The sequence below is a fragment of the Streptomyces sp. NPDC090499 genome, from assembly GCF_044769305.1.
Classification (GTDB): Bacteria; Actinomycetota; Actinomycetes; order Streptomycetales; family Streptomycetaceae; genus Streptomyces.
Genome location: NZ_JBIVXP010000027.1, coordinates 16,338 through 33,229 on the forward strand (window position 1 = coordinate 16,338; position 16,892 = coordinate 33,229).

Sequence of the window (16,892 nt, forward strand, 5' to 3'; positions counted from 1 at the left end):
CGTGTCGCCGTCGCGGGCCAGTCGAGCCGGGCGAGGAAGCCCAGATCGACTACGGCTTCCTGGGCCAGTGGACCAATCCCCGCACCGGAAAACGGCACCGCGTCTGGGCGTTCGTGATGGTGCTGCCCTGCTCACGGCACATGTTCGTGCGGCCGGTCCTGCACCTGGACCAGCACGCGTGGACCGAGGCACACGTCGCGGCCTTCCGCTACTTCGACGGCGTCCCGCGCCGTCTGGTGCCGGACAACCTGAAGACCGGCGTCGACAAGCCCGACCTCTACGACCCGAAAATCAACAAGGCGTATGCCGAACTCGCCACCCACTACGGGGCGTTGGTGGACCCGGCAAGGGCATCGAAGCCGAAGGACAAGCCCAGGGTGGAGCGGCCCATGCCCTACGTCCGCGACTCCTTCTGGCGCGGGCGGGAGTTCACCTCGATCGAGCACATGCAGACCGAGGCCGTCACCTGGAGCCAGCAGGTCGCCGGGCAACGCAAGTGCCGGCCGCTGGGCGGGGCGGCGCCGATGGCTGTGTTCGGTGCGGTCGAGGCCGCCGCCCTGCTGCCGCTGCCGCCCACCCCGTTCACCCTGGCCCGCTGGTCGACGGCCACCGTTGGCCCGGACATCCACATCAAGGTCGGCCGCACCCTCTACTCCGTGCCCTGGAAACTGATCGGCCGCAAGGTCGACGTCCGCTCCACCGCGACCATGGTGCAGGTCTTCCTCGACGGCAGTCTGGTCAAGACCCACGCGGCACTTGAGCAGGGCAAACGCACCGACAAAAGCGACTACCCACCGGAGAAGATCGCCTTCCAGATGAAGACACCCATCTGGTGCCGCACCCAGGCGTCCGAGATCGGTGACGCCTGCCGCGAGGTCGTCGACCTGCTCCTGGAGGTCAACGCCCTCTACCGGCTCCGCGCCGCCCAGGGGGTTCTCGGACTGCGGAAGAAGTACAGCGACACACGGCTGGAGGCCGCCTGCGCGAGAGCGATCACGGTCGGCGACCCGTCCTACCGCACCATCAAGGGCATCCTCATCGCCGGCACCGAGACCGATCCCGAGCCCGAGACCAGCGGAGACGCCGGAGCCGCGGCCTTCCTCCACGGCCCGCAAGGACTGTTCGGCTCCGTCACCCCATCGGACACGGCGGAGGACACCCGCGACGACCAGGTCCACGGCGAAGACGAGGTGGCGGCACGATGAGCATGATGGACACCGCCCTGCGCGAGTCCCTCAAGTCCCTGCGGCTGTCAGGGATGCTGGAGACCCTCGACGCTCGCCTCGCCCAGGCCCACGGCGGCGAGCTCGGCCACCTCGACTTCCTCCAGATCCTCTGCCAGGACGAGATCACCCGCCGCGAGACCGTCGCCTTCCAACGCAGGCTCCAGCGGGCCAAGTTCGAGCAGCAGGTCACCCTGGAGGAGTTCGACTTCACCGCCTCCTCGAAACTGCCCGCCGCCCAGATCCGCGACCTGGGCGCCCTGCGCTGGCTGCATGCGGGCGAGTCCGTCATTCTGTTCGGCCCGGTCGGGGTCGGAAAGACGCATATCGCCCAGGCGCTGGGCCACCTCGCCGTCCGGCAGGGCGCCCACGTCCGCTTCGCCAAGACCAGCCGGATCCTCGCCGAGCTCGCAGGCGGCCATGCGGACCGCACCTGGGAGAAGCGGATCCGTGAACTGGTACGGCCCGACGTGCTCATTCTCGACGACTTCGCCATGCGCCAGCTCTCCGCCGCTCACGCCGACGACCTCTACGAACTCGTCTCCGAGCGGCAGGGGCGGTCCCTGATCATCACGAGCAACCGGGCGCCCAGCGACTGGTATCCCCTCTTCCCCAACCCCGTCGTCGCCGAGTCCCTCCTCAACCGGCTCATCAACACCAGCCACCAGGTCATCATGAACGGCCCCAGCTACCGCCCCAACAAGCGCCCCAAGAACCCCACCGACAAGCCCACCAAGCCGTCAGTCAAGTAGCCGCCATCGGCGTCCGGGGCTGGGGAATTACGTGAGCTCAGCCCCGGGGAAATACGTGAACGTCCACAACCTCGTAGGTACGGATGGCGGAAGCGGCCTCCTGCAGGCCGATTAGCTTCCCGGCCCAGTCGGGCAGCACCCCGTCGAAGCGGTGCCACCAGCCGGGCTGGCGTGAGATGCGCACCATCTCCTCGAAACTGACCAGCAGTTGGGAGTCGGTGACCCCGTAGAGGGTGAGCAGGTCGCGCACATCGTCCGGCTTGCAGGTGACCAGAGCGCGTTCCATCCGGGAGATCTTGGCTTCCGAGCCGCGGATGACACGGCCCGCCGTCTCCGCGTCGATCCCGGCCCCCTTGCGCAGCGTGCGCAGCAGATGGCCCAACACCAGGCGCACCGCGACCGGGCTGCGGGCGGAGACAGCGAGGTAGTACTCCAGCATGGGGGCATCAACCAGGCGGGTGGACGCGGGCATTGGGTCTCCTGTGACGGACGGACGACGAGCGTCAGTCTCGCAGGATGCCACCGGGCATGCCCCCAATTGGGCTGTTTCTGCCTGGCGTTAGCTGGCGATTACGTCGAACTCACCTTCCTTCACCCCCGCGATGAAGGCGGCCATCTCAGCCTGCGTGTACACCAGCGCAGGTCCGTGCGGGTCCCGGGAGTTGCGCATGGCCACGTCGCCTCCCGCCAGCAGGGCCACTTCGACACAGTTGCCGTCCGCCGTACTGTGACGGCTTTTCAGCCACGTCACACCGCACAGTGCACCGACCGGGACACCGTTGACTACCCGCACCGTGACCGCCCCCTTTCGATTCTGCCCGAATTCTGCTCATCCCTGCCCCATGCCGATCCTCTTGCCAAGTACAAGAGTTCCCATCCCGTCCCGTTCGGATGCAAGTCACCGATGCAATTGCATCCGGGATGGGGCGCGGCAGATACTAACCAGTCAGGGCACAGATCCGCGGCCCTTGAACTGGACGTCTTCGGGGGGATGAACAGTGCCGGCACACGCGGCGACAACACCGGTCCGGGCGGCCGAACCAGCTATCCGCTTTTCACCTGCCACTCACGGACCGGGAAATACCCTTCTGGCATACTCCGAGCCGTTGGACTGGGGACTTGCGCTGGGTATCAGCACGGCCGATTTCGCAGCCCATGCATTCAGCCGGGACCCCGAAAGCGTCCAGGGCATCCGCCGTTTCACCCGCGAGACCATCGCCGGCTGGGGCCTGTGCGCCTACGCCGACGACCTGACGAACGTGGTCAACGAACTCACCGTCAACGCCGTGCAGCACGCGCTGCCCAAGCGCGGCGAACAGGCCAAGGCCTGGCTCGGCATGGCTCACACCGGCGGCACCGTGGTCTGCGCCGTCACCGATCCCAGCCCCGCTCCCCCTTCGTGCCTTTCACCGGAACACCTGGCCCCGACGGGCCGGGGACTGGTCATCGTCGATGCCCTGACCAGCCAGTGGGGCTACGCCAGGACCCACTCCGGCGGAAAGATCGTCTGGGCTCGCATCACCACCCCTCACTCCTGATTCCTGACTCCTCGGCCGACCAGGCCGCGAGCCCGCTCGGTCGAGGTCCTCGCGCGGCTCCAGAAGCGCGACGTAGTGGGAGACACGCCGCGTGCGTCCAGCCGCCCACGCGTCCGGGCCGAACAGTACGGCGTCCTTGAGCGGTTCTCCGTCCCGCACAGGAATCTCGACTCTTCCCCGCGGCTGTTGGGACTCAGGTACCCGTTTGGCGGCTGCCGGGTGACCTGTTGGGTGAAGGCATCCGAGCGAGGGGAGACCGGGCGCATGGAAGCATGGCCCGCGCAGCGGGACCGCAGGTGGCGGAGCCGGACCCGGTGACGGGGGATCCGCGGCTGGCCCTCTACCGCGCCCAGCACCCTCGTCTGGCCGGCTACGTGGGCCGCCGGGTCCGTGACGAGACCGTCGCGGCGGACATCTGCCAGCAAGTGTGGGCGGCCTACTTCCGCCGTTCCTGGCAGGGATACGCGGATGAGATCGCGCCTCTCTTCGTGATCGCCCGGCGCCGGATCGCCGACTGGTACGAGGAGGCCGGACGCGCGGCGGACCTGCCGGGGGACGCGTTCTTGTACGAGAGGCTCGACCAGGGCCGCGATGACGACCTGCCCGAGAGCGACCGCGCGAACGCCCGTGTCGACCTCCAGATGGCACTGGCCCGGCTGACAGAACGCCAGCGCCAGGCAGTGACCTTGCGCTACATCGACGGACTGGACCGGGGCAGTGCGGCCGCGCTGATGGGCATCGGCGTGGACGGGCTGAAGAAGCTGACCTCGGCGGCTGTACGCGAACTGAGATCCATGCCCGAGCTCCAGGGCTACCTCCTGGCCCTGGACCCTCTGCCACCCTCCTCTCCCGGCCCAGGAGCACCCGCCTCACTCGACCAAGGGGCATCCCGATGACGCACGACCCCACCGCGCCCTCCGGCGGCACCCGCCCCGCAGAGGCCCGGATCGAGGAACTCCTGACACAACTGGGCGCCCCACGTCCGGTGTTCAGCGACGCCGAGCTCCTTGCCGGCTTCCGGGCGGCGACCGAGCAACAGGACACCTGCGACGGCCCCGACGATGCGCGCGCCGACGAGGACACCCGGCGGGCGGAGATCGGGGCCGACGCCTACGCGCTCGGCATGGAGTACTCGGACAGGCAGGACTGGGAACGTGCTGCTCGATGGCTGTCGGTGGCGGCCCGCTCCGGGGTCGTCGACGCCTCCTATGAGTTGCAGGCCCTCCAGCGCCGACGCGCCACCAGCAACATCGTCGGCGCGGCGCGCTCCCCCGCCAGTGGCTGGGAGGAGCCGGCCGCCCGTCTGGCCCGTCTGCGCGGCTGCTGCGCCCGGCTTCATGAGGCCAAGAGTCTGGCGCACACCCTCAAGGCGATCTCCGACGGGGCCGTGCGCGACCTCGACTACGGGGTGGCCTGTTTCAACCTGGTGCGCCCCGACGGGGATCTGGCCGTCGTGTCGGTGGCCGGCGACGAGACCGCCGAAGCGTTCATGACCGGCCGGGTGGGACCGCGGGCAGCCTGGGACACGCGGCTGTCGATGGGCGAGCGCTGGGGAGACGTCGTGTTCGTCTCGCACCAGATCGGCTGGACCGCCGACGGGGACGGGGTACCGGCCTGGCGGGCCGGATCGGGCGGGGATCCGGCACCGGGTACCTGGCACTACGAGGACCGGCTCCTGGCCGAGGTCCGCACCGACACCGGCACCCTCATGGGCGTGCTGTCGGTGGATCTGCCGCGCAGCGGCCTGCTGCCGGGTCCCTGGGAGCGAGAGGCCCTCGCCCTGTACGCCCGTGAGGCGGGACTGGCCCTGACGGCCGCGCGGCTGCGCGCCGCCGCCGAGCGGGCGCAGGTCCGCCTGGAACAGCAGAACGACGCACTGCAGGTCAGCGAAGCCCGGGCGCGCCGGGCAATGGCACATGCGCCCTGGCCGATGGCCCTGGCAGAACTGCCGCCCGGACAACCCAGCCGTCTCCTCCACGTCAACGACTCCTTGTGCCGGCTGCTGGATCGCGCACCGAGCGCCCTGCGCGAGTTCTCACTGGAGGACCTGGTCCACCCCGACGACCTCGCCACCTGGCTGCGGGCGTCCCTGAGCCGGGACGTCTGCCGGATCAGGCTCGCCCGCCGTGACGGCTCCTATGTGACGACATCGGTGACCACGGCCCCGACCTCCGGCGACGGCGCGGCACGTCATCGCGGCCCCGGCACGCACACCACGGCTGCCGCCCGCCTGCTGATCACCTTCGGTCTGCGCCGCCCCGACCGGATCGACGGCCATCCCGGGCTGGCCCGTGACCCCCTCACCGGTGCCGTGACCGGGCCGGCTCTCCGCTCCGAACTGAACCGCCTGTACGCAACCGGGGCGGACGGTGCCACCGCGTCCCTGGCGCTGCTGTCGGTCGGCCTTGACGACTTCACCCAGCTCAACGCCGCGCACGGACCGGAGGCGGGCGACGCCGTGCTGGTGGAGGTGGTCCAGCGGCTGACCACACTGATGACGCGCCCCGGTGACCTGGTGGCGCGGGTCGGCGGAGACGAATTCGTCCTCATGGCAGTGGGACGGACGTACCAGCAGGTCGAGGAACTGGAACCACGCGTACGGGCCGTGCTCGCCCACCCGGTGCGGATCAGTGAGCTCACCCTTCAGCTGTCCGCCAGCGTAGGGCGCGGCTGGGCCCGTACCGGGATGACGGCAGAACAGCTCCTCGACACGGCCGACCAGGACATGCACTTCACCAAGACACTCCGCAAGACCGTACGGCTCTCCCGCACCGGCTGAACGCTGCAGGGAAACAGACCGCGAGGAGAACACCGGAGGGGAGCCGGTCCTCCTCGCACGGAAGGGTGCCGCCGCTTCGGGGGAGCGGCGGCACCCCTCTTCCTGGGCAACAGGAACTGGCTCTGTTCACGGGTAGCGGTTCTGGCACAGCTTCTGTGGCGTGGCCACTCTGAGTGACAGCTGGGCGTCTTGGAGCCTGGCGAGAACCCGGGGCGCTTGAAGCAGATCGGCCGCAAGCGGTCGCGCCGGGGCCCCGGCGGCGTCAGCGAAGGCGCCCGCGTCGGCCAGGGCGCCCGACGGGCAGATCAGCCCGAGCGCGGCAGGCCACACGGCGGTCGCCGCGTCCACCCGGGCCACCGCGGCGGGCAGAACATCGCCGGCGACGCGCAAGGTGCCGGCGGCCAGCGCCTGAAGAGCCGGACGTCCGCCGCCGTCCCGTCATCAAGGGAATGTGGGTGCAGAGCGTGCCGGCCCCCGTCTCCGGAGAGAACCGCACCTTGCCAGCGGGATCATTGGGCCTCGGCAACGAACTCGTAGAAGTCCATGTTGGCGATTTCCAGGTTGCACGCCATGGATCCGACCTCACGGCAGGGAAGGACGGCCTGCCGTCCCGGGCTGTCGTACAGGTCAACGACGGTCAGCGGTCGTCCGGGCTCGGCAAAGGTCCGGGCGTCGGCGAGCGCGACCAGAGTGGTGTGCTCCTCGGGCGGGACGAGTGCCGGGACCTGGCCCGGCTGGAGGCCCTCGAAGGCAGGGTCGTCGACGACCAGCGCCGTCAACGGGAAGTGCTCCACATCGATCTCGTCCGGGTCCAGGTCCGCGCCGACCCAGCCGTCCGCGTCCGTCCCGCCCAGTTCGCCGAGCAGGGCCTGCCAGCCGGCCTCGTCGTCGAAGCAGGTGCGGACCAGCAGGGCCGCGGCGGTGGAGGGAAGAGGCGGGAAGGACCGCCCCGGCGGTGTCGACGTGGGCGTGGGGAAAGCCGGCCGGCCGCCGTCGCCCTGGTACATGCCGCACCGGTCCATGTCGCGCACCAGATCGTCGAAGGCGAGTGCACCGTCCAGCAGGTCGGCGAGGATCTCGCCGAGGCGCGCCGACGGGATCCGGACGCCACGGCCGGGTATCGCCGCCAGGTCCACCAGCAGCGGGCCGTCCCCGCCGTACACCACCGGGATGTCCGCCATAACGACGACCGGCGGCACGGGACCGCTGCCGGGAACAAGCGCCGGGATGTTTCCCCCATGCAGGAAGTCCCACGCGCTGTCCTCGACCATACGCAGCCGCACCCCGCTGCCCTCGAGGACGAGCCCGTCGTCTTCCCGGCGGGCTGCGATCTCGTCGAGGAGCCCGCCCCACAGAGCTCTGCCGTCCTCGTAGCACGTGCAGACCAGCAGCACCTCGCCGGGCGCCGGCTGAGGGAGCTCGGGAAAGGACATGTCTCTCCTTGGGCGGTGTCAGATGAGGTCGCCGGCGACGGGGGCGGCGACCTCATCGGGTGTGGCGAGGCGGGCGATGAGGGTACGGCCGATGCGCTGGAGTTCCTCGTCGTGGTCGATGCTCTGGAACCTTCCGCCGCGCCGGGGCAGGGCCAGTTGCTCGCGGAGCAGGGGCAGTGCCGGTGCTGCGAGAGGACCCATGCGGTCCAGGCAGGCCACGACGTGGTTGGCCGTGGCGGGGTTCTTGGCCATGGCCTGCAGCACGGTGTCCAGGACGGCCGGTGCCTCCGCCTCGCCGCCGATCTCCCAGAGCGCGGCCGCGCAGTGGACCCGCACCCATTCGTAGTCGTGCGTCAGCAGGTTGCGCAGGCGCGGAAGGGCGGCGGAAGCGGGCGGGCCTATCTCGCCGAGCAGATCCGCCGCGTCATTGATGCGGAAGGTGATGCGGTCGTTGAGGAGGCCCAGCAGAAGTGGCATGACCTCGGCCACGTCACTGCCCACGGCCCACAGGGCGGTGAGGGCGGCGGGGCGTACGTGTGCGTCGCTGGCGGTGGTCAGCGGCCGGATCGTGTCCCGTGCGCCGGCCGCTGCCCGGCCGAACGCCGCCAGCACCTTCAGCGCTGATCGCGTGATGCCGTGCTGCTCATGGCGTATCGCAGTACCGAGGGCGTCCACCACCGCAGTGACTGCGGCCGGGTCGCCGAGCGTGGCCAGGGCGGAGAGGATCGCGTTGGCGCTCATCTCGGTCCGCTGCTGGGAGAGGTCGATCCGGCGCAGGTGGTCGCAGAGCCTGGGCACCAACTCGCTAGCAACCTGCGGCAGATGCCCGGCGACCTGGATCGCCCGCCAGGCATCGACGTCGCTGTCCAGGCCGGCCAGCAGACTCGGCAGCGCGCGAGCGTCGCCCAGCCGCGCCAGGGCCCGGACGGCGTCCTGGTGGCTCCTGCCGCAGCAGCGCATCCGGTGCGGCCCACACGGTGGGGCCGTGCACCGCGCGGTGAGCGTCGATACGCGCGGCGAGTGCCTCCCGGGCCGGGGCGGCGATCGGGTGGCAGGCTTCCAGGACGGCCGCAGCCTCGGCGGCGACCTCCTCGTCGGTTGTGGAGAGCTGGTCAGCAACGAGCAGGAGAAGGCGGGTGTGGTCCCCACGCCAGGTCCGCATCAGCTCCCCGCTCATACGCACCGCGTCCAGGCGCGAGCCGGGATCGGGGCTGCACAGCTGCTCTGCCAGCACCGCGGTGCGCTCCAGCACCCTGGCACCCAGCACTTCATGGAACGTCCACAGCAGTGTGGTGGTGGGTGCGAACACGCGCGTGCGCCGGTCCGAGATCCTCGAAGGCGGCGACGACCTGGGGCGCAATGGTGTCCGCGGATGTGACCGGACGGTTCGGGCCCGGCGCGATGGGCCGCACAGGCAGGACCCGGGCGCTCTCGCGCAGCAGGCCGACGGCGGCCGGCACGACGTCCTCGCCGATAGCATCCGGCGCGCAGCGGGCCCGCTGGATCAAGGCCGCGAGCCGGGCTACCGGGCCCCAGGCGGGGTCGGCAGCGAGACCGGCAAGCCAGTCCATCACCTCGTGCGCGGCCGCCGGCAGGCGCAGGGCCAGGATGGCCGCCGCCTCCACGATCCGCAGCCGCACCGCGCTACCCTGCTCGGCGGCCAGCCGCTCGCGCAGCACCGCGGCGGCCCGGTCAGCGTCGTCAAGGAAGAGCCCGAGGCCGGCAACCGCGGCCAGGCGTACGTCCGGGTCTGCGTCACGGGCGAGTTCGGCGAACTCCGCGCCCCGCTCACGCAGGAAAGCGACGGCCTGCCCGCAGCCCGTCGGCGGGTCGTACTCGATCTCGGTGCCGTCGTCCTCGAGGCCCCGCTCCAGGGACTCCCGGCCGATACTGACCAGCAATGCGACGACGGCGGCCCGCTCGGGCGTGGCACGGTCTACGGCCAGCTCGAACAAGAAGGGCAGGCTGGCTGCCGTGGACGGGTACACGTCGCCCTGATGGTGAACCGCACCGTAGAAGCGATCGAGGGCCGTGCTGCGCTCCCCGGCATCCGAGGAGCGCAGCGCCCGCAGCAGCGCCGGCACCTCCTCGGCCGAGCCGTACGCGTGCTCCATCGACGCCCAGTCGATGTCATGAAGTCCGTCGAACATGATCCGAACCATGCCAGGCACCACTGACAACAGCCGTTCCCCTGTAGGGCCGGTTAGAGGCAGTTCGCCAAGCTGTCGGCCGCCGTCCGAGGGTGTCGGTGGACGGGGCTAGGGTCCGCGGTGAAGTTTCCCCGTGATCCCGGACACGTTGTCGCTAGGCCGCGAGGGCCTGATCTTGGTGGCGCAGGCGTGTCTCGTTGGGTGTGAGGTAGCCCCAGTGGATGTGTTTGCGCAGGCGGCGTCTGTTGTAGAAGGTCTCGACGAAGTCGAAGATGTCGGCGCGGGCGGTGGCCCGGTCGGGCCAGAAGCGGGTGCCGATCTCCCCTTTCAGGACGGCCCAGAAGCTTTCCGCGGCCGCATTGTCGAAACAGCTCCCGGTCCTGCCCATGCTCTGCCGGCACTGCAACTGGGCTATTCGCGTGCGGAGTTGGGAGGAGGTGTATTCCGATCCGCGGTCGCTGTGGATCACACAGCCGGGTTCCAGACGTCCCAGCGCGGCGGCCATGTCAAGGGCGTCGACGACGAGTTCGGCGCGGTGGTGGTCGGCCATCGAGTAGCCGATCACCTCGCGCGTGGCCAGATCCAGCCATGACGCGAGGTAGAGCCATCCCTCGGCGGTGGGGATGTAGGTGATGTCCCCGACGATCTTCGTGCCGGGGCGGGTAGCGTTGAAGTCCCGGCCGATCAGATCCGCTGACGGTGCCGCTTTGGTGTCGGCCTTGGTCAGGCTGCGGCGCCCGGTGCGCCGGCTGTTCCCGGCGATCCGGTGCTCGCGCATGATCCGTGCGACTCGCTTGTGATTGACCACCCGGCCGTGCCGGCGCAGAGCGGCGGTCACGCGCGGGACGCCGTAGCTCTTCCGAGACGCAAGATGGATCACCGTGATCTCGTGCGCCAGGGCCCTGTCGGCCTGCCGCCGCACTTCGCGGGCCTGGTGCCCGGCCATCCACGCGTAGTACGTGGACCGGGCTGTCTTCATGGCCCTGCACAGCAGCGTGACCGGGTAGTTCGCCGTCTCCGCGTGGATGAACCGGCATATCGCGTTCACCGGTCGCTGTCCTTCGCGAAGAAGGCGGTCGCTTTTTTCAGGATCTCGATCGTCTTCGCCTGCTCGGAGGTCAGCTTCCGCAGCCGCCGAAGTTCCTCGTCCCGGTCATCCACACCTTGCCCGGCCGGCAGGGCACCGGGCCCGCCCTCCTGAGCGCGGGCCTTCTTGACCCTGCAGTTCACCCCCGACACGGACATCCGCCGCTGCAGCGAATGCGGCGGCGAGACCCTGCTGGAGATCCTTGCCTCCGCCCCGCCGAGCGAGGTCACCCACCCCGGCGCCAACTAACTGGCCTGGTGGGTGCCCCGCTGTGCCCGGCACCGTCTCACCACGGCCGTTCACGCCGCCCGGCGCACGGCCCGCCGAACGCACCTCACGAACCGCCCGGCCTCCCTCGCTGCCGGGGAGGCCACGGAAGGTCAGCAGTACGGCCAATAGATCCCCTGCCCGCGGCCCCTGATCGCACGCCACTCAAGGACAGGGACACGGCCCGCGGCGGCATGGATCCAGCCCCCATGGCAGGCACGGTTGAGGATCCCGTCGAAAACGTGCCAGTCGGCATGGTGCCCGCAAACACCGCACCGGTTCGGATTGAAGCTGCGCCCCCGCTGCCACGCGGGACGGTCGTGCAACTGTGCCGCGATATCTGCCGTGTCACCGTCCGGCGCGGCCAGGATGCGGCGCGCCATGTCGACCGCCTTGGGAAAGTCCGTGGTGGGTGAATTCCTCGCCGCGCGGCCGGTACGACGGCAGCAGCCCGAACACCCACCACAGGGAAAAGGAGCACCGCTCGCACGGCGCCTCGTACGCCAGCACGTCCACCCGCAGCGAGCTCACCAAGCCGCACCTCCTCCACGGTGATCCTGGCACACCGCATCCTGACGCCGGACTGGCCGTGGAACGCTTGCGGACCGGACAAGAGGAGCGGCGACTGCACGACCGGATCCGGCGGCTGGCGCCCGAGGAACTGCACGCGGGTACGGCTGCTACAGGCGAGCGACCCGGCCGCGGAGCAGCATGACCTCGACAACGGGGTCACCTTGAGAGGGAGACAACGTTCGCTGAGTAGGCGTCTGGCCCGTCACCACGGCGGATCGGTGAGGAGCCGGCCGGAGAAGAAGGAAAGCCAGGAGACGATGGGCTTCCCGCTTCGCGAACTCACGGCGAGGGGTCATCGGGTGGGCGGGACGAACTCGGGCTGGTCGAGCAGGCGCAGCCAGCTTCCGTCGGGCTGGCGTCGGACGACCTGCGCCCGGGCGCCGGCTCCGTCTTTCGGCGGGGTCGAGGTGAGGGCGATGTCGCCGCTGATCAGCGTCGGCAGCGGTTGTTCTGGTTCAAAGTGGGGACGGTTGGCCAGCACCTTCTCCCACAGCGCACGGATTGCCTCCCGGCCCACCGTCTGGTCGCCAGGCGGATAGGCCACGACCGCGTCTTCTTCGTAGAGTGCGGCGATCCCGGCCGCGTCACCCGCGTTGGACCGTTCGACGAACAAGCGGGTGATGTCTTCGGGGCTCATGGCCTTCTCGTACTCCGGCATGGTCTCCTCCTGATGTCGGGCTCCGGCAGTTCCCAGCGTGGCCGCCCACCAATCAGAAGTCCAACAGATGGATCTTCTGGGAGCTAGAATCTACAGACATGGAGCTGAGGCAACTGGAATACTTCGTCGCCGTCGCCGAGGAAGCCAACTTCACACGGGCGGCCGAGCGGGTGCACATCAGCCAGTCGGGGGTGAGCGCTCAGATCAAGCAGCTTGAGCGGGAACTCGGCGCACCCCTCATCGACCGGTCCGGCCGGACCGCCGGCCTCACCCCGGCCGGCGCCGCGGCCCTGCGGCACGCCCGGGCGGTCCTCGCGTCGGCCCATGCGGTGCGCCAGGCAGTGGACGAGGTGAACGGCCTGGTCCGCGGCAGGATCGTGGTCGGCATGGTGACGGCATGCACCGTCGCTCCCCTCTTCGCAGCGCTCGCCGACTTCCACCGCAGCCACCCCGGCGTGGAGATCACCCTCCTGGAGGACACCTCCGACCGACTGCTCGACCGGCTCCGGGCCGGCACGGTCGATCTCGTCCTGGTGGGCTGCCGTGAGCAGCCGCCCGAGGAGTGGGACTTCCTCGAACTCGCCAGCGAACGCCTCGTCGCCGCCGTGCCCGCAGACCATCCGCTGGCCAGGCAGCCCCGGACGACTCTGGCCGAACTCTCCGGACACCCGCTGGTGTGCCTGCCCGAAGGCACAGGCGTACGGGCGGTGTTCGACGAAGCCTGTGCCCGGCGCGGGGTGCGCTGCGCGGTGGAGTTCCAGGCCAGCGCGCCCACTGCGGTCGCTGATCTGGCGATCCGCGGTCTCGGCGTCGCGATCCTCTCGGAGTCCATGGCGGAACGCCACGCACCGTGGCTGACAGGCCGTCTCATCGACGACGTCGACGCCCCGGCTCTGCTCTGCCTGGTCTGGCCGCCTGCGAAGAACCCTGCCTTGGACCAGTTGCTCGTTCATTGCCGACAGGCCTTCGCCACGGAGTTGGAACTGTCGGCCTGAGGCGGGCCCGTACGGCTCCCTCACCGCCGTCAGCCGGCGGCCGCCCCCTCGCTGACGTCCGGCCGGGGACTGAGCTGCTCCTGGGCAGCCGCAAAGTCCCGCTCCCTGATCAACAGCAGACTGACGACACCGCCGGCCAGGGCGATACAAGCCGTGATGGTGATCAGCATGCCGATGCCGGAGACGAACCCCGAGGTGGCCATCTGGTCCACCTGAGCGTGGAACCGTTCTGGCGTCGAGGCCACCGCCGTGTCCAGGTCGCCCGCCCGCACCTGGGCCGACAGCTCGCCAGCTCGGCCGCCCAGTTCGGTGCCGGTCAGCCCGTCACGCAGCCGGTTGCTGATGATGGTCGCGAATACGGAGCCGAGAACGGCCACGCTGGCGCTGTAACCGACCTGCCGGAACGTGCTGTTGATGCCGGACGCCATGCCCGACCTGCTTTGAACGACCACCCCGACGGCGGTCGACGCGAGGGGCGGGTTCACCAGGCCCGCGCCGAGCCCCGCCACGATGGAGCCGGGGATGAAGTGCTCCCAGCCGGTGCTGATCGAGATGCCGCCCATGAGGAAGAGCCCGAGACCGACCACCACCAGACCCAGCCCGATGGGGTAACGCACCGGCACCCGGCCCGTGAGGCGTCCCCCCAGGAACGAGGAGACCAGCATGGCTGCCGACGGGATGAGCAGCCGGACGCCCGTCTCAAGTGCCGAGTAGCCGAGGACGTCCTGGAAATAGAGAGCCACGAACAGGAACATCGTGAACATCGAGCCGTTCATGGCCAGGGCCGCCACCGACCCGCCCACGAAGGTGGGAATCCGGAACAGCCGCAGGTCGAGCATTGGCTCGGCGACAACGGACTCGGTGATCAGGAAAGCGGCCAGAAGCAGCACACCACTGGTCAGGGAGGCCAGCGTCCCGGTATCTCCCCAGCTGGTCTCGCCCGCCCGGATCAGCCCGTAGACCAGACCCGTCAGCCCGACGGTGAAAAGGGCAAAACCCGCCTTGTCCTGTTTCCTGGCCCGGCCGCGCGGCAGCTCGTCCACACGCCAGATCATGATTGCCACCACAGCAGCGCCGATCGGCAAGTTGACCAGGAAGATGGCGCGCCAGCTCACCCCGCTGGTCAGCAGACCGCCCACGACGGGGCCGAGTGCCGACGCGAGGCCGGTGACCATGCCCCAGATCCCGAACGCGGTACCGCGCTGTTTCCCCTCGAAGGCCCCGCCGAGCAGAGCGAGTCCGGTGGCGAACATCACCGAGGCTCCGACGCCCTGCAGGGCCCGGGAGAGGATCAGCATCGCCGGCGTCTGGGCGAGACCGCACAACAGCGAACCCGCGGTGAACACCACCGCGCCGAGCACGTAGAACAGCCGGCGGCCGAAGCGGTCGGCCAGGGAGCCCGCTGTGAGCAGCAGCACGGCCAGGGTGAGGGCGTAAGCGTCGACGACCCACTGCACGTCGGTGAAATCGGCCCCGAGCCCCCGCTGGATGGCGGGCAGGGCCACGTTGACGATGGTTGTGTCCAGCAAGAGCATGAACGTGCCGCCGCACACGGCCAGCAGGGTCCACCACTTCTTTTCCACGGCCCGCTCCTTTCGCATCAGTCCGTCAGTCCTGCGGCGCCGACGGACCGTCGGCGGGAGGGATGTTGAGGTTGGCCCGGAAGCGGTTGCCGGGATCGTGGACCGCCTTCAGTTCGCGCAGCCGCGCGTAGGCGTCCGCGTCGTAGGCGGCGCGTACGACGCCCGGGTCCGCTGCGTAGAGGAAGTTCAGGCCACGGCCGACGGTCAGCGGCTCCAGCGCCGACAGCACCCGGTCGCGGGCGGCTTCGAGGGGCGCCGGGCTGTCGCCTTCCGGGACGCGGAACAGCACGCCCACCAGGTAAGCGGCGTCACGGTGGCCGACCGCGTTCGGCACGGCGGGTTCGGCCGAGAGGGCACCGCCGAGATGGCGGACCTCCACGATCGCCGTCCGCGGCGCGCCCGGACCGGCCAGTTCGAGCAGTCGGCCTGCGGTGTCCGCGCCGAACTCGCGCAGCAGCACGTTGGAGGCGACGTACGCCATCGGGTTCGGCGGATCGCTGTGGATGAGGCCGGACTTGGCATACGGCAGTTCGCCGACCGTGTCGAGCAGGCGCGGGCCCAGGGCGCGCAGCGGGGCGACCAGGTCCGCGCCGGATGCCGAGTCACCGCAGTGGGCGATGCGGACGTGTACCACGTACTTGCCGCGGATCGGCTCGGGCAGATGCGGCAGATGCGGCAGGGGGACGAGCGCGATCGACGAGGTGGTCTCGTCGGGTACGGTGGCGGTCCAGTCGCGATAGGCCTCCAGGATTTCCTGGGCGCGCTCGCCCGGGAAATACAGGCCGCCGCCGTACAGTCGGGCGACCGGGAAGAGGCCGATTTCCAGGGCGGTGACGACACCGAAGTTGTCGCGGCCGCCGCGCAGAGCCCAGAACAGGTCAGGGTGGCTGTCGGCTGTGACGGTGACCGACTTGCCGTCGGCGGTGACCAGGTCGATCGAGCGCACGTGATCGGCCGCGTAGCCGTAGCGGCGCGCCAGCAGCCCCAGGCCTCCGCCCAGTGTGTAGGAAACGGCGCCGACGCCGGGGGCGCTGCCGCTGAGCGGGGCGAGGCCGTGCGGTGCGGCCGCGTCCACGATGTGCTGCCAGCGCACGCCGGCCTCGAACCGCGCGGTGCGCGCGGCCGGGTCGACGTGCACGCCCGTCATCCTGCCGGTGGTGATGAGAACACAGCCGTCCGCGAAGGGGGCCGGGGCGTGCCCGGTGGCCTGCACCGCAACCGGCAGTCCCCGCTCGGCCGCGTACTCCACCGCGACGCGTACATCCTCGGCGCTGGTAGCGGCTACGACGACCGACGGACGGTGCGGGTTCAGGGTCTGGTAACCGGTGCGCTCCTCGTCGTAGCCGTCGTCACCCGGCACGAAGACCGGTCCGGCGATACGGGCGGCGAGCTGGGGCGTCATAGGTGCGTGTCCATTCGTCGTGGCATGGTCCGACGTGCGCAAAAAGCATGGCCATCGACGCCACCCCACGTCCAACTACTAGTTTCTCTAACAATGAGAACTATTGCTTCTGATGTATCTCGTCCTCACCGGTCCGGACGGCCAGTGCAAAGGCGCCCCAGCGATGCACACCACCGGTGATCCCGGCCTGCGCATGCCCGGCCCGCGCCCACAGCCTGCCGTCCCGCGAGAGGAGACGGACCCGCCAGAACAGACCACCGTGCGCCGCCCGGCAGTCGGACAACGCTTTGAAACCGGCCTCCTTGACGGTGAAGAGGAACCGCAGGGTCGCCAGGTCGCCAGCCGGCCACAACTCGATCCGCTCCTGCTCGGTCAGCAGGATCCGGGCAGTACGTCGGTCCGGCAGTGCGGTCTCCAGATCGACGCCGACCCCCCGGGCGCCGGGAACCACC

17 protein-coding genes and 1 pseudogene are annotated in these 16,892 nt (G+C 70.0%); 6 read left to right on the forward strand and 12 right to left on the reverse strand.

Annotated features, from left to right (window positions below; translation table 11 throughout):
- Window positions 1–11: 11 nt before the first annotated feature.
- Together istA and istB are read left to right on the forward strand one after the other, a co-directional pair.
- Window positions 12–1,205, forward strand: a pseudogene (gene istA / locus ACIQVL_RS47030) (IS21 family transposase); the annotation flags it as partial.
- A complete protein-coding gene (gene istB / locus ACIQVL_RS47035) occupies window positions 1,202–1,975 on the forward strand; it encodes an IS21-like element helper ATPase IstB (RefSeq protein ID WP_403478642.1) in 774 nt (257 codons plus the stop codon). The pseudogene istA and the gene istB, both read left to right, overlap by 4 nt.
- Window positions 1,976–2,012: 37 nt before the next feature.
- On the opposite strand, the gene ACIQVL_RS47040 is transcribed toward istB, so the two are convergent.
- Window positions 2,013–2,447: a helix-turn-helix domain-containing protein gene (locus ACIQVL_RS47040; protein WP_403478643.1), complete on the reverse strand. Its 435-nt coding sequence runs from the start codon at window positions 2,445–2,447 to the stop codon at window positions 2,013–2,015.
- A gap of 87 nt (window positions 2,448–2,534) precedes the next feature.
- Complete coding sequence (locus ACIQVL_RS47045; protein ID WP_403478644.1) at window positions 2,535–2,726, reverse strand: DUF397 domain-containing protein; 192 nt, start codon at window positions 2,724–2,726, stop codon at window positions 2,535–2,537.
- A 355-nt stretch (window positions 2,727–3,081) separates the two neighbouring features.
- On the opposite strand from ACIQVL_RS47045, the gene ACIQVL_RS47050 reads away from it, so the two are divergent.
- From ACIQVL_RS47050 to ACIQVL_RS47060, 3 genes are all read left to right on the forward strand, one after another.
- Complete coding sequence (locus ACIQVL_RS47050) at window positions 3,082–3,513, forward strand: ATP-binding protein (RefSeq protein ID WP_403478645.1); 432 nt, start codon at window positions 3,082–3,084, stop codon at window positions 3,511–3,513.
- A gap of 272 nt (window positions 3,514–3,785) precedes the next feature.
- Window positions 3,786–4,409 carry an RNA polymerase sigma factor gene (locus ACIQVL_RS47055; RefSeq protein WP_403478646.1) on the forward strand — a complete coding sequence of 208 codons (624 nt, stop codon included), beginning with the start codon at window positions 3,786–3,788 and terminating at the stop codon, window positions 4,407–4,409.
- Window positions 4,406–6,292, forward strand: a complete 1,887-nt coding sequence (locus ACIQVL_RS47060; protein ID WP_403478647.1) for a diguanylate cyclase domain-containing protein — start codon at window positions 4,406–4,408, stop codon at window positions 6,290–6,292. Before ACIQVL_RS47055 ends, ACIQVL_RS47060 begins: the two co-directional genes overlap by 4 nt.
- A 509-nt stretch (window positions 6,293–6,801) precedes the next feature.
- Here the strand turns inward: ACIQVL_RS47060 and ACIQVL_RS47065 are convergent.
- The 7 genes from ACIQVL_RS47065 to ACIQVL_RS47095 form a co-directional block, all read right to left on the reverse strand.
- Window positions 6,802–7,725, reverse strand: coding sequence for a DUF6924 domain-containing protein (locus ACIQVL_RS47065; RefSeq protein ID WP_403478648.1), 924 nt, complete (start codon window positions 7,723–7,725; stop codon window positions 6,802–6,804).
- 18 nt (window positions 7,726–7,743) lie between these two features.
- Window positions 7,744–8,685 (reverse strand): HEAT repeat domain-containing protein, encoded by a 942-nt coding sequence (locus tag ACIQVL_RS47070; RefSeq protein ID WP_403478649.1) that lies wholly within the window; start codon window positions 8,683–8,685, stop codon window positions 7,744–7,746.
- A 308-nt stretch (window positions 8,686–8,993) separates the two neighbouring features.
- Window positions 8,994–9,875, reverse strand: coding sequence for a hypothetical protein (locus tag ACIQVL_RS47075; RefSeq protein WP_403478650.1), 882 nt, complete (start codon window positions 9,873–9,875; stop codon window positions 8,994–8,996).
- 154 nt (window positions 9,876–10,029) lie between these two features.
- Window positions 10,030–10,923 (reverse strand): IS3 family transposase, encoded by an 894-nt coding sequence (locus ACIQVL_RS47080; RefSeq protein WP_403478651.1) that lies wholly within the window; start codon window positions 10,921–10,923, stop codon window positions 10,030–10,032.
- Entirely contained in the window at window positions 10,920–11,192 is a 273-nt protein-coding gene (locus ACIQVL_RS47085) for a hypothetical protein (protein ID WP_403478652.1), read from the reverse strand. The genes ACIQVL_RS47080 and ACIQVL_RS47085 overlap by 4 nt, the downstream gene beginning before the upstream one ends.
- 150 nt (window positions 11,193–11,342) lie before the next feature.
- Window positions 11,343–11,612: a hypothetical protein gene (locus tag ACIQVL_RS47090; protein ID WP_403478653.1), complete on the reverse strand. Its 270-nt coding sequence runs from the start codon at window positions 11,610–11,612 to the stop codon at window positions 11,343–11,345.
- 482 nt (window positions 11,613–12,094) lie between these two features.
- Window positions 12,095–12,460 (reverse strand): YybH family protein, encoded by a 366-nt coding sequence (locus ACIQVL_RS47095; RefSeq protein ID WP_403478654.1) that lies wholly within the window; start codon window positions 12,458–12,460, stop codon window positions 12,095–12,097.
- Between the two features lie 98 nt (window positions 12,461–12,558).
- On the opposite strand from ACIQVL_RS47095, the gene ACIQVL_RS47100 reads away from it, so the two are divergent.
- Window positions 12,559–13,455: a LysR family transcriptional regulator gene (locus ACIQVL_RS47100; RefSeq protein WP_403478655.1), complete on the forward strand. Its 897-nt coding sequence runs from the start codon at window positions 12,559–12,561 to the stop codon at window positions 13,453–13,455.
- A gap of 29 nt (window positions 13,456–13,484) precedes the next feature.
- On the opposite strand, the gene ACIQVL_RS47105 is transcribed toward ACIQVL_RS47100, so the two are convergent.
- From ACIQVL_RS47105 to ACIQVL_RS47115, 3 genes are all read right to left on the reverse strand, one after another.
- The gene (locus ACIQVL_RS47105) at window positions 13,485–15,008 is read right to left on the reverse strand and encodes an MFS transporter (RefSeq protein WP_403478656.1); all 1,524 of its coding nucleotides are present in this window, start codon (window positions 15,006–15,008) and stop codon (window positions 13,485–13,487) included.
- A gap of 55 nt (window positions 15,009–15,063) precedes the next feature.
- Window positions 15,064–16,440 carry an FAD-binding oxidoreductase gene (locus tag ACIQVL_RS47110; protein ID WP_403478657.1) on the reverse strand — a complete coding sequence of 459 codons (1,377 nt, stop codon included), beginning with the start codon at window positions 16,438–16,440 and terminating at the stop codon, window positions 15,064–15,066.
- 100 nt (window positions 16,441–16,540) lie between these two features.
- A complete protein-coding gene (locus ACIQVL_RS47115; protein WP_403478714.1) occupies window positions 16,541–16,891 on the reverse strand; it encodes a 4'-phosphopantetheinyl transferase superfamily protein in 351 nt (116 codons plus the stop codon).
- Window position 16,892: the final 1 nt, after the last annotated feature.